The 10,919-nt window shown below is 70.8% G+C and carries 13 protein-coding genes and 1 tRNA gene; 5 read left to right on the forward strand and 9 right to left on the reverse strand.

The features are described from left to right. Nucleotides 1–176: 176 nt before the first annotated feature. From ACFWX1_RS20855 to ACFWX1_RS20875, 5 genes are all read right to left on the reverse strand, one after another. Nucleotides 177–248 (reverse strand) — tRNA-Val (locus ACFWX1_RS20855). 61 nt (nt 249–309) lie between these two features. Continuing rightward, complete coding sequence (locus tag ACFWX1_RS20860; RefSeq protein ID WP_378389635.1) at nt 310–957, reverse strand: VC0807 family protein; 648 nt, start codon at nt 955–957, stop codon at nt 310–312. Next, nucleotides 954–1,280 (reverse strand): hypothetical protein, encoded by a 327-nt coding sequence (locus ACFWX1_RS20865; protein WP_378389637.1) that lies wholly within the window; start codon nt 1,278–1,280, stop codon nt 954–956. The genes ACFWX1_RS20860 and ACFWX1_RS20865 overlap by 4 nt, the downstream gene beginning before the upstream one ends. After that, on the reverse strand, nt 1,277–1,966 hold the full coding sequence (locus ACFWX1_RS20870; protein ID WP_378389639.1) for a DJ-1/PfpI family protein: 690 nt from the start codon (nt 1,964–1,966) through the stop codon (nt 1,277–1,279). Before ACFWX1_RS20870 ends, ACFWX1_RS20865 begins: the two co-directional genes overlap by 4 nt. Nucleotides 1,967–2,094: 128 nt before the next feature. Continuing rightward, complete coding sequence (locus ACFWX1_RS20875) at nt 2,095–2,925, reverse strand: NBR1-Ig-like domain-containing protein (protein ID WP_378389641.1); 831 nt, start codon at nt 2,923–2,925, stop codon at nt 2,095–2,097. Between the two features lie 219 nt (nt 2,926–3,144). Between ACFWX1_RS20875 and ACFWX1_RS20880 the strand changes: the two genes are divergently transcribed. The 3 genes from ACFWX1_RS20880 to ACFWX1_RS20890 all read left to right on the forward strand — a co-directional run bounded on the left by ACFWX1_RS20880 (nt 3,145) and on the right by ACFWX1_RS20890 (nt 5,600). Next, nucleotides 3,145–3,588: a hypothetical protein gene (locus ACFWX1_RS20880; protein ID WP_378389643.1), complete on the forward strand. Its 444-nt coding sequence runs from the start codon at nt 3,145–3,147 to the stop codon at nt 3,586–3,588. 183 nt (nt 3,589–3,771) lie between these two features. Further along, nucleotides 3,772–5,169: a DHA2 family efflux MFS transporter permease subunit gene (locus tag ACFWX1_RS20885; RefSeq protein ID WP_378389645.1), complete on the forward strand. Its 1,398-nt coding sequence runs from the start codon at nt 3,772–3,774 to the stop codon at nt 5,167–5,169. Next, nucleotides 5,166–5,600, forward strand: a complete 435-nt coding sequence (locus tag ACFWX1_RS20890) for a MarR family winged helix-turn-helix transcriptional regulator (RefSeq protein ID WP_378389647.1) — start codon at nt 5,166–5,168, stop codon at nt 5,598–5,600. Before ACFWX1_RS20885 ends, ACFWX1_RS20890 begins: the two co-directional genes overlap by 4 nt. A 54-nt stretch (nt 5,601–5,654) precedes the next feature. On the opposite strand, the gene ACFWX1_RS20895 is transcribed toward ACFWX1_RS20890, so the two are convergent. The 3 genes from ACFWX1_RS20895 to ACFWX1_RS20905 all read right to left on the reverse strand — a co-directional run bounded on the left by ACFWX1_RS20895 (nt 5,655) and on the right by ACFWX1_RS20905 (nt 7,705). Then, nucleotides 5,655–6,497: a peptidoglycan-binding protein gene (locus ACFWX1_RS20895; RefSeq protein ID WP_378389649.1), complete on the reverse strand. Its 843-nt coding sequence runs from the start codon at nt 6,495–6,497 to the stop codon at nt 5,655–5,657. A 106-nt stretch (nt 6,498–6,603) separates the two neighbouring features. Next, nucleotides 6,604–6,780, reverse strand: a complete 177-nt coding sequence (locus ACFWX1_RS20900; protein WP_378389650.1) for a hypothetical protein — start codon at nt 6,778–6,780, stop codon at nt 6,604–6,606. A gap of 4 nt (nt 6,781–6,784) precedes the next feature. Further along, nucleotides 6,785–7,705 (reverse strand): hypothetical protein, encoded by a 921-nt coding sequence (locus tag ACFWX1_RS20905; protein ID WP_378389652.1) that lies wholly within the window; start codon nt 7,703–7,705, stop codon nt 6,785–6,787. Nucleotides 7,706–7,891: 186 nt separating this feature from the next. Here ACFWX1_RS20905 and ACFWX1_RS20910 point away from each other — a divergent pair, with 186 nt between their 5' ends. Continuing rightward, a complete protein-coding gene (locus ACFWX1_RS20910) occupies nt 7,892–8,476 on the forward strand; it encodes a D-alanyl-D-alanine carboxypeptidase family protein (RefSeq protein ID WP_378389654.1) in 585 nt (194 codons plus the stop codon). Nucleotides 8,477–8,634: 158 nt separating this feature from the next. Here ACFWX1_RS20910 and ACFWX1_RS20915 read toward each other — a convergent pair whose 3' ends face one another. Beyond that, entirely contained in the window at nt 8,635–9,246 is a 612-nt protein-coding gene (locus ACFWX1_RS20915) for a MarR family transcriptional regulator (RefSeq protein ID WP_378389656.1), read from the reverse strand. A gap of 35 nt (nt 9,247–9,281) precedes the next feature. On the opposite strand from ACFWX1_RS20915, the gene ACFWX1_RS20920 reads away from it, so the two are divergent. After that, on the forward strand, nt 9,282–10,676 hold the full coding sequence (locus ACFWX1_RS20920; protein ID WP_378389658.1) for a hypothetical protein: 1,395 nt from the start codon (nt 9,282–9,284) through the stop codon (nt 10,674–10,676). The last annotated feature ends 243 nt before the right edge of the window (nt 10,677–10,919 follow it).

Here is a 10,919-nt window from a genome sequence, read left to right on the forward strand (position 1 = left end):
CACACACACACAGAGACCCACCCAGAGAGAGACCCCTCCCTCAATCGAGAGCGTGCCAGTGGCGCGGGGGGGGGGGGGGGCGGGGCCCCCCCCCCCCCCCCCCGGGTCAGCACGCACGACGAGCACGGGAAAGGGGCGTCGGCCACGACGCCCCTTGAACAGCAAAACCCGAGTCGTGCGCGATACTGGGATTGAACCAGTGACCTCTTCCGTGTCAGGGAAGCGCTCTCCCGCTGAGCTAATCGCGCGTGCCGTCGGCAACGGGGAGAACTATAGCGGACCCGTTCGGCGGCACTGTCGCCGGGGGCGTCAGCCGCGTTCCGGCATCGGGTCCGATGTGGACGGACGCGGCGCCGCCACGGTGACGCGGTCCCGGACGGCGTCGGCGTCGCGATAGGCGGTCCAGGCGCTCAGCGCGATCAACACCCCGGGGCCGAGCAGGCGGGTGAGCACGACAGCGCCGGTGAAGTCCACTGTGTACACGATGGCGAACCCGGCCGCGGACTCCAGCAGGAGCCCCGCGGCCCACAGCACGGTCAGTCGCCGATGGAGGCGGCGATATCCGGGGCCGTCACGCCACAGTTCGTCGAAGGCCGCCGGATGGGCAGCCAGTTCCCGGCGGATGCGCGCGGTCAGCGGCAGGCCCGCGAACAGGGTGCCGAGTGCTCCGCAGGCGACCAGTGCGGTGAACGCCGGGTCCTTGGCGAGGGTGAGCGTCGCGTCCCCGGTGCCGAGCGCGACGGCGAGGCCCGCCGCGAACCGGGCCAGCATGATCAGCCCGAGCGTGGAGACGGTGCCGGTCCGGCGGTAGCGGCCGGCCACGACCAGGATCGACGTCATGGCCGAGCCGACCAGTGCCCACACCTCCGGCACTCGTGCCGCGCTCAGGATCGCGAACGTGGCCAAGGGCAGCACGACGGCCTCACCCAGTACCCGCAGCAGCGACCGGAAGGTCATGTGCCGCTGGCGCTTTCCGGGTGGCCGGAGATGCGGGTGCCGGTCACCTTCGACGCGGGCAGCCGTCCGGCCTTGGCCGTGCCGGACAGCGTGTCGCCGGTGACGAGGACGTCGAATCGCAGATCCAGTTTCATCGGGCGGGTGATCGACTGTGCCCAGGTCAGCCGGTCGCCGTCGAGCACGATGTCGCGCAGGGCGACGTCGCCGGTCTCGCCGCGGGCGACCCCGGCGAGGCCGCTCCCGGTCTCGGTGAGTTCCAGCACGCCGGTCTGCCGTCCGATCGGCGTGCGGATGTCCAGCTGCCACCTTCCGGTCACGCTCATGCCGCACCCGCCGCGGCCGCCACGGCGCCGAACGTGGTCCGGGGTTCGAGCCCCTCACCACGCCAGACGGTGCCACGACGTTCGCAGGCGAACAACTGCTCCACCGACCGGGCGACGCGCGGGCCGAGCTCGCGCTCCAGCAGGTACAGCCCCAGGTCGAGGCCGGAGGTCACACCGCCGGCGCTGATCAGGTCGCCGTCGTCGACGACCCGGGCGTCGATCACGTGCGCGCCGGTGGCGGCGAGCGCGTCCAGGCCCAGATGATGAGTGACGGCGTGCCGTCCCTCGATGAGCCCCGCCATGCCCAGCACGAGCGAACCACCGCACACCGTCGCGACGAGGACGCCCGGATCCCGCAGTGCGCGGGCCAGCAACCCGGGCAGCTCGGTTTCCAGAGTCCGCGCCAGCAGGACGGGGATGGTGTCGGCGCCCGAGTCCTCGGTGTCCTCGAGCGGGCCCGACGCACCGGGCACGAGCACGATATCGGCGCGGTCCGGGTCCAGGGCCGCGGTGGCGCGCAGGCTCAGCCCGCCCGCGCCGCCGACGACCTCACGCGGCCCCTCGGCCGACACCAGTTCCACCGTCAGCTCACCGCCGATGGCCATTCCGCCCGCGATCAGCACCTCGAACGGCGCGATCACGTCCAGCGGGTCGAATCCGTCGAACAACACGACCTGTGCGTACACCGATTCCCCTTACTTTCCGGGACAGGAGCGGCGAATCGCGCGCTCTGTCCCCGAGCGTAGGGAGTCCGCACATCCGGCACGGGTGGCAAAACTGCCGGATACCAACGGATTCTCGCCGCCGGGCGGGATCAGGCCCCGGCGACGTTCACCGACAGGTACACCGGCCGGGCGGTGGGGAAGAACGACTTCCCGGAGCCGTCGACCATCTTGAAGCTCACAGTGCACTGTTTGGGCTGTGGTGGCGCGGTGACCTGGATCATGATCTTCACGCGTTCGTTGGGCAGCACGTCCCCGACCGGGGTGCGTTCCGGGGTCACGCAGTCCCCGGGGTCGACGGGCAGTTCCCGGCGTTGCAGGTAGCGGTCGTGCCAGGCCGCGGTCCCGGCGTTCTCGATCTCCCAGACCTTGGTGAACTTCTCGCCGGTCCGGACGGTCGAGCCGTCCGGGTAGTTCACGTCGACGACGAACCGGCTGACGTCGCCGGGGATCAGCGGCCCCGGCGAGTCCTGCTGCTGCTCCGGCGCGGACGGGGCGGACGGGGCGGACGGCCTGATCGCGACGAGGACCACGGCCGTGAGTGCGGCACACAGCAGGCCGGCCACACTCGCCAGCAGCACCACGCCGCGGGTCGACCAGGTCCGTCGCGCCGGCGCTCCGGGCTCGGGTGCCGGTGGTTCATCGGCTTCCGGACCGTCCTTGACGCGTTGCCAGCGGGCCTTCCACTCGGCCTCGTCGCCCCCGCAGACCCGGACGAATTCCCGCGTCGTCTCCCACGACGGCATCCGGCTGCCCTGCGCCGCCTCGTGCAGTGTCGTCCGCGAGACGAAGTCGGACGCCTCGGCCATCTTCCGGAACGACGGATCGCCCGCGCCCGCCCGCAACTCGCGCAACTCCGCCGCGAACTGCGCGATCACCTCCTGTCGCTCCCGGCACGCGCCGGGAACCACTTCGTCCGCCACGTCTCCCCTTGTCCGAACTTCCGTCCGGGCCTCCCGGACAGCGCTTCCACCGGGTGATGCTGGCCTCGGCAACCGCGGGCCCCCGGCTCCGGCCGAGCCGCGGGGGTTTCCCGGCGGCCGGACCGGGTGGCCAGGCTACGCGGCCCGCCCGTGGCCGTCCGGAACCCGGTCCGGCCCGTTGATCACGAGTCACACGAACGAGAAAGTCTGAGTGTCCACATGAGCGAAACGAAGTCGACGAAGCGCGGCCGCGTCGTCGCCGCCGTGACGGCGACCCTGGCGATGTCGGCCCTGTCGGCCGGTTTCACCGCCACCTCCGCCTCCGCCGCGGAACTGAACGCCAGCAGCATGTGCCAGGGCACCGCGTCCGGCGCGCTGATGAAGTGGGGCCCGGTGTCCAAGCAGTGCTCCTACACCAGCCCCGCGAGCGGCTGGAAGGGCAAGCTCAAGGTCACCTGGAACGTGCAGTCGGGCACGAACCAGTACGCGTGCGTCGAGGCGCGGATGGGCAAGGCCCGCAACCCGGACAAGTGGCAGTCCGTCGGTTGTGGACAGTCCGGATCGGGCACGGTCAAGTGGCCGTCGAACACCGCGTCGAACGTCGAGGTCCGGGTACAGGCCCGGCCCAACGCCCTGCTGGCCAACGTGGACTACTCGATCTGACGCCACGACGCCACCCGTAGGTCCGTGAAGGCCTCCTTCACAGCGCTCACCGCTGCGAAGGAGGCCTTCACGTCCTTTGTCCACTGTGGACGACGCGACGGAACGTGAGCGAAGTCACCGGCACGGCCGGTCCGATTGGTTATAGTCTCAACACTATTGTACTTCTATAACCAATGGAGCGTGATGACCGAGCTGAGCCGTGCCCGCCGGTTCCTGGTGCTGGGCATCTGCAGTCTGTCGCTGTTCATCGTGGGACTGGACACGACGATCGTGATGCTGGCCCTGCCGGACATCCAGCACGACCTCGGTTCCTCGGTGACGGGTCTGCAGTGGACGATCGACGCCTACACGATCACGCTGGCCAGCCTGCTGATGCTCGCCGGGTCCACCGGCGACCGGCTGGGCAGGCGCCGCACGTTCCAGACCGGGCTGGCGCTGTTCACGCTCGGCTCGTTGCTGTGCAGCGTCGCGCCGGGTACCGGCTGGCTCATCGTGTTCCGGATCGCGCAGGCGGTGGGCGGGTCGATGATGAACCCGGTCGCCATGTCGATCATCACCAACACCTTCACCATCCCCCGCGAACGCGCTCAGGCGATCGGGCTGTGGGGCGGGGTGATCGGGCTGAGCATGGCGCTGGGGCCGGTGCTGGGCGGCGCGCTCGTCGCGGCGGCGGGCTGGCGCGCGGTCTTCCTGGTCAACGTGCCGATCGGCGTGGCGGCGATCGTGCTCACCGCGCTGTTCGTCCCCGAATCGAAGGCCGCCCGGCCCCGGCGGCTCGACCCGGTCGGCCAGGTGCTGGTGATCGCGCTGCTGGGCAGCCTGACCTTCGGCATCATCGAAGGCCCGCATCTCGGCTGGGTCTCGCCGTGGATCGTCGGCTGCTTCGTGGTGGCCGCGCTCGCCCTGCTCGGCATCCTCGGCTACGAGCGGCGCCGCGCCGAACCCTTGCTGGAGCTGCGGTTCTTCCGGAGCGTGCCGTTCTCCGGCGCCACGGTCATCGCGATCTGCGGTTTCATGGGACTCGCCGGGTTCCTGTTCCTCAATTCGCTTTACCTGCAACAGGTCCGCGGCTTCAGCCCGCTGCACGCCGGGCTGCTGACGCTGCCGATGGCGGTGCTGGCCGGAGTGCTGGCGCCGGTGTCCGGGCGGATCGTCGGCACCAGGGGGCCACGCCTGCCACTGATCGTCGCGGGCGTCGGCCTCACCGCGAGCGCGGTCCTGCTGACCACCGTCGTGCCGGGCACCCCGGTTCCCGTCCTCGTCCTCGCCTACGCGATCTTCGGGATCGGGTTCGGCATGCTCAACGCGCCGATCACGAACACCGCGGTGTCCGGGATGCCCCGCGAACAGGCGGGTGTCGCCGCCGCGGTCGCCACGACCAGCCGTCAGGTCGGGACCTCGCTCGGGGTGGCCGTGCTCGGCGGCGCCGGCGCGGCGGGCTGGTGGGTGATGGCCGGGTGCGGGGCCGTCGTGCTCGGCTTGGGTATCCTCACCACCGGCCGATGGGCGCGGCGTACCGCGTCCGCGGCGACGGCAGCATCCCTCGATCCCGAGCCCAGGAGCGCGGTGACCACCCGATGAGCGAAAGCGCGAGACGCAGCTGGCAGCGAATGCGCGCGCTCGTGCTGGACTCCCACGACCGGCGGCCCCGCGTGGTCGCCGAACTGGGCATGAGCTTCATCCGGATCAAGGCGTTGCGCCAGGTGGCGCGTGGCGCGCTGACCATGACCGAACTCACCGAGCGGCTGTCCACCGACAAGCCGTACACGACCTTGATCGTGGACGATCTGGAGGAGCGCGGGCTGGTCGAGCGCACCGTCTCCCCCGCCGACCGCCGCCGGAAGATCGTGACCATCACGAAGGACGGCCTCGCCGTTGTCGCCAGCGCGGAGCGGATTCTCAACGAGCCGCCCGCCGAGCTGCTCGCGCTGGAGCCGGGCGAACAGGCCGAGCTGGACCGGATCCTCGCCAAGCTGGCGGCTCCGTCCGGGAGCACGCACCCCGGGCAGTGACGTCGCCGGGGCCCGGACGCGGGGACGTGCGTCCGGGACCCGGCGCGCGGGCGGTCAGCCGCGCTGGTACTCCTCCCACGTCACCTTCGGGACCGACGGGCCGTCGTCCGCGCCGCGCCCCGCCAGCCCGTTCATGCCCAGGTAGTAGTCGCCCGTCTGGTGCTGGGCACCCGAGGAGAGGTCCGGGTCGGAGATCGCCATCGCGTGGATGTGGTACGCGAAGCCCTGCGCCGGGGTGCGCAGCCACGCCGCGAACCCGACCTGGCGCAGCGTCTTCACCACGGTCGTGCGGGTGGCGGTCGACATGCCCGACACCGAGATGTCCATCGCGCCGCCGCCGTCGTGCGTGCCCGCCGAAGCGTCCACGCCGCCCGGGTTGTACGAGCCCTGCGTCAGGCTGACCTGGTAACCGAGCTTCTTCTCGGCCTCCACCAGCATGGCCTTCGTGCGTGTGTTGAGCGTGACGCCGTGGTAGGTCACGTGGCTGCCCGCCGAGACCACGCCCGACACCGTGAACCGGCCGTCACCCAGCTTCTCCAGCGAGGTCTTGCCTGGCAGGCCCGACGCGTCGATTCCGGTGTACCCCAACGACTTCTGGTACTGCGAGTACGCCGTGATCGTGGTGGTGCCGAAGTAGCCGTCGACGTACTTCGCGTCCAGCAGGCCCTTCGCCTGCAATGCCTGCTCCACGAGCAGGACGCTGTCGTGCGCGCCAGGGGTCTGGGTGCTGTCCGCGCGGCGGGGGTCGATCTGCGCCGCCTTGAGCACGGCCTCCATGTTTGTCGAAGGCAGAGCCGCCGCGGGCAGCGCAGCCGTGGCCGCGCCGGCCTGCACCGGTACGGCCACGGCGAGCGCCGCGGCGGTGAGCGCCGTCAGCACGGCGGCCTTGGTGAGCATCGCTGTCCTCCACTCTCCGGGATCGGATAGCACAGAGGATCACGCCACGGGATACAAAGGACGTACAAACGGCGCGCCGTCACCCGTCCCCGTGAGCCCGGACCGGCTATCGCCGGAAGTTGTCCAAACCCGGCGCGACGGGCACGGGAGAGATCCTGGCCTCCGCCGGGTTCGCCTGCCAGAAGGAAGTGGACACCGCCCGCTGCACGCGCGTCTTCCAGTCCGTCCTGGCCCGGCACCGGCCCCCGCACCATCCACAAAGGACATCGAGCCGCACGGTCATCGGCTCAGTTCCCCGGCCGGGACAGGCCGAGGAACTCGTTCTGCTCCCGGTCGTAGCGGCGGACGAGGCCGTTCCCGTACCGGTCCCACCAGTTCTGGGTGTGCCCGCCCTGCCTGGTCGTCGTGTCGCCGTAGACCTGCCGGTCGTATTCGATGCGAGCGTCGTGGAACTGCTGCTGGAACTGTTCGGGGGTGAGCCCCCGCACGTAGCCGACGGTCCCGGCATCGAGGGCCCGCGCGCTGCGCACGACGTCCGCGCCCGCCATGTGGTTCAGGATCGCGCGCACGCCACCGGCCCCGCGCATGTGCGCGCCGGACATGATCGCGGCCTGGGTCCCGGGATCGGTGAAGTTCAGCGCCCCGGCCCGGCGGGCGTTCGCCGTCATCAGCTCGGTCACGACGGCGTGTTCCTCCGGGCTGCCGATGCCGTGTTCCCGGCGGGCGGCCATGATCCGGTCGTAGCCGTTGTGCATGTTCTGCCGGAACCCGTAGGCCTCCGGCACGCCGCCCTGTTCCCCGGTCGCGCCCTCGGACCGCATGATCGAGTCGACGACCCGCGGGTCCAGGTGCCCCGGCGCGGCCGCAGCCGGTGCCGCGGCGCCGCCGCCATGCGCCGTTTCCCGCCTGCCGCCGTAGCCTTCGGCCACCGCCCCGTCCGCGTCGGCGTAGGCGTTCGCGGCCGCCTGGACGTTGCCGTTCACCTCCTGGACGAGGTGGAGGAACCGGCCCAGCGCGGCCCCCAGCTGCGAGTGCATCGCGGAGTTCCCCGCCGCGACGGCACTGCCGATCCCGGCGAACGACAGCGCGTCGAGCACGAGCGACTCCAGGTCACGTGTCGCCGAAAGCAGCGACACCCCGATTCCTTCGACCGTCTTCGCCACCGCCCCGACCTCGGACGGCAGCACCCGGTAGGCACCAGTGGTCATGCCCGACTCCTTCCCGCACCGGCGTTGCGCGTCGAGAATTCCGCATCGGCGGACGGTCACCCACGGCCGAATTACCCACTACCCGCGCCGGCGGCCGCGATCGTGATCAGGCCCCCGGCGCGCAACCTTCCCCGGGACCGCACGTCTACCGGGAAAGCCTGTCATCCGAATGGGGGAAGTGTCATCGTGACCACAAGCGGGCGGTCGATCCTCGCGCTGGCCGAACTCGCCGTCGCGCTGGTGCTCGCGGCGCTGGTCGTCTTCGGCATCAGCGGTGCCGCGCCGTGGAGTTCGACGACGCTGCCAGGGCAGGCCACGCCCTTGTGGGAGGGAATCCCCGGGCCGGACGGCGGCACGGTGTGCCCGCTGGACAAGCGGTACGCCGACGAGCCGCCGACCGGGCTACGGCCCGACGTCGGCGAAGCGTTCAGCCGCCTGAGAGCCGCCGCGAACAGCCAGGGAACCACGTTGTGCCTGATGGACGGCAAACGCAGCATGGCTCAGCAGCAGCGCGAGTTCGACGACGCGGTACAGCGGTTCGGCACGCGGGAACTGGCGGCCAAATACGTCCTCCCGCCGGAGAAATCCAATCACGTCAAGGGAATCGCGGTGGATATCCAGCCGATCGCCGCGTCGACCTGGGTGGAACGGAACGGGCGGGCGCTGGGCTGGTGCCGCCGGTACGAGAACGAAACCTGGCACTTCGAATACGACCCCGGTTATGTCACCGCGGGCTGCCCGCCGCTGTTGCCCAGCGCCACCGGTTCCTGAACACCGCGAATCCGTCCCGCCGTTACGCCGATAGCGCGAAAGCCGTAACCATCGCCCGGCGCCGGACGACTATTGCTGAGGCAATGGGAGGGCGCGTGGATTCCGGATGCGGACACCGAACCGGCGATCCGCCGGGCAACGACGGCGAGGGGAAAAGGTCAATCACTTTCCCGTTCGGCGAGCCGGGCGGCGACAGCCTCACCTCGCGGAGTGACATACCAGCCTTTCGCACGACCATGGCGGGTCTTGACGACGAGCCCGCGTTCGAGGAGCGCTTTGCCGCTGCGGCTGATCTGCGCGTCGTGCACGTCGAGCCTGCGGCAGATGTCGGCACTGGTGATGTGCGGTTCCCGGTACGCGAGCACGAGCATCCTGGCCGCCCAGGAACGCGGGTCCAGCGTGTCGGCGAGTGCCGCCTGCTCCGCCCGGTCGAGGCCGGACTGGGCGACTTCGGCCAGCCCCAGGATCACGGCCTCGAGACGCGCCGTCGCACCGTTCGGCTGCAATCGCGTCGCGGCGGACCGGAAGGCACGCAGGGCGGACTCCAGCGCGGAGATGTCGGCCAGCAGAGCGGCGTCGACCAGCCATCGCCCTACCGCGGCCGCCCATCGATCGACGGCGGCGCGCTCGCCGAGCACCTTCCCTTCGCCGGTTTCCTCCTTGAGCTTCTCCGCCCAGACCTCGAAACCCCGGCGCAGTCCCGCCCGTCCGTCGCCGACCGCCGGGTCCGGGCCCGTCCCGGACGCGAGGACTTCCGCCGTAGGGAGCATGAGGCCCACCTCCGTGAATCAAGGAAGTGTTAAGTATGGACCCCGCCGACGCGTTCGTCAACCTCTACGACCGGCTGCGCCACCTCCCCGCGGATCTGCTCAGCGACTGGTCCGAGCTGAAGGAGGTCCAGAAGACGGCCGCCGACGTCTGCGCCGAGGTCGGCCGGACCGGCGTCCTGGCCGAGCACTGGCTATCCTCCCCCGCCATCGACCAGCCGGAGCAGTTCGGCATCCTGCTCGGCCTGGATCTCGCCCTGCTCGGCGCGGTCGGGGAAACGGCGAGCCTCGACGCCCGCGCGCTCGACTACCTCCAGGTACGCCTGGAGATGACGGGCCGGCTCAACGAGCAGAGCAGCGGGATACTGCTGCCCCGGCGATCCTCGGCGCACCGCCCCGGCGAGGATCCGGACTCGATCGACGGCTTCCTGCACATGCTGCGGATACCGTCCCAGCTGAGCGAGAACCTTCAGCTCTGCTTCGTCCACACCCTCTACGACCTGCCCAAGGCGCCGGTTCGTCACGGCGAACGCGAACTCACCCCCACCCCACCGCCTGCCGTCGCCCAGCTGCCCCTCCTGGCCGAGCGAGCCGACGTCCGCTGGGACACGATCGACAAACCGGGAGGCGCGTTCTACACCGCCGCACCCGAGGCGGCCCGGCTCGAAGGGCGGCTGGGCGCGGCGCTGACCGCCCTCGACCAGAGCGGCGCCGTGCTGGCCGTCCTGCCCGAAGGCTGCCTCGACGACGGCCTGCTCGAAAAATGGCGCGAGCTGCTCAGGGCGACACCGCAGCCGGAAGACAGCTCGCTCACCTGGCTCCTGCTCGGGACCGGCCCGGTGCGCGCCGCCGGGCCGATGCCCGTCAGCGGCCGCCCGCCGAACCGCGCCGTGCTCCTGCACCGCGGCGGCTGGCTCGAACCCTTCCTCACCCAGGACAAGTTGTCGGGTTTCTGTTTCACCACCGAGAAACAGGCCGAGTACGGTATCGACCTCGGCGGCGTCAAACGCGACGAATACATCTCCCACGATCCCGTCATCACCCTGCTCGAAGCACGGTCGGGGCGATTCGCCGTGCAGATCTGCGAAGACGTCGGCCGCCAGGAACGGCAGCGGCACCTCATCGCGGCCGGGGTCACGCATCTGCTCGTCCCCGTGCTCGCGGCGCCCATGTGGGAGCACGGCTGGCAGGCAAGCGCCGGGCAGGCGCTCGCCGTGGAAATCGGCACGAAAGCCGTGGTGAGCAACGGTTTGGCGATCACCCGGTTCTTCGAGGAAGAGCCCGCGAAGACGTTGCTGGTCACGAGCGTGCCGCCGCGTCGTCCCGAGCAGTACCCGACGACGAAGGACATGGTCCGCACCTACCACAATCCGGACGCCGCCGCGATGACGGCCGTCGAGGACGCGCTGACCCCACGCCAGACCGGCTGGTGAGCCACCCGCGCCGTGAATCCACAAAGGACACTCGCGGGCCGAAGTCCGTGAAGGCCTCCTTAGCGGCGCTCAGCGCCGTCAAGGAGGCCTTCACGGCATTCGGCAGGTCGGGGTGCGGGTGGTGTTCGCGGGGTTGTTGTTGCGGTTGGGGGTCGTGCGGCGGTCCTGGATGTGGGGGGGCGGCCGCGCGCTGTGGGTCTGGTAGAGGCCCCCCCGCGCTCAGGCGCCCGCCCGCGCGGGGGC

This window comes from Amycolatopsis sp. NPDC059021 (assembly GCF_042739895.1).
Taxonomy (GTDB): domain Bacteria; phylum Actinomycetota; class Actinomycetes; order Mycobacteriales; family Pseudonocardiaceae; genus Amycolatopsis.

What these genes read in the sequence shown, in the direction of transcription:
- ACFWX1_RS20915 (WP_378389656.1), bottom strand. Translation starts at nt 9,246, where the DNA reads ATGCTCCCTACGGCGGAAGTCCTCGCGTCCGGGACGGGCCCGGACCCG.
- ACFWX1_RS20905 (WP_378389652.1), bottom strand. Translation starts at nt 7,705, where the DNA reads ATGACCACTGGTGCCTACCGGGTGCTGCCGTCCGAGGTCGGGGCGGTG.
- ACFWX1_RS20890 (WP_378389647.1), top strand. Translation starts at nt 5,166, where the DNA reads ATGAGCGAAAGCGCGAGACGCAGCTGGCAGCGAATGCGCGCGCTCGTG.
- ACFWX1_RS20895 (WP_378389649.1), bottom strand. Translation starts at nt 6,497, where the DNA reads ATGCTCACCAAGGCCGCCGTGCTGACGGCGCTCACCGCCGCGGCGCTC.
- ACFWX1_RS20920 (WP_378389658.1), top strand. Translation starts at nt 9,282, where the DNA reads ATGGACCCCGCCGACGCGTTCGTCAACCTCTACGACCGGCTGCGCCAC.
- ACFWX1_RS20900 (WP_378389650.1), bottom strand. Translation starts at nt 6,780, where the DNA reads ATGACCGTGCGGCTCGATGTCCTTTGTGGATGGTGCGGGGGCCGGTGC.
- ACFWX1_RS20880 (WP_378389643.1), top strand. Translation starts at nt 3,145, where the DNA reads ATGAGCGAAACGAAGTCGACGAAGCGCGGCCGCGTCGTCGCCGCCGTG.
- ACFWX1_RS20860 (WP_378389635.1), bottom strand. Translation starts at nt 957, where the DNA reads ATGACCTTCCGGTCGCTGCTGCGGGTACTGGGTGAGGCCGTCGTGCTG.
- ACFWX1_RS20885 (WP_378389645.1), top strand. Translation starts at nt 3,772, where the DNA reads ATGACCGAGCTGAGCCGTGCCCGCCGGTTCCTGGTGCTGGGCATCTGC.
- ACFWX1_RS20865 (WP_378389637.1), bottom strand. Translation starts at nt 1,280, where the DNA reads ATGAGCGTGACCGGAAGGTGGCAGCTGGACATCCGCACGCCGATCGGA.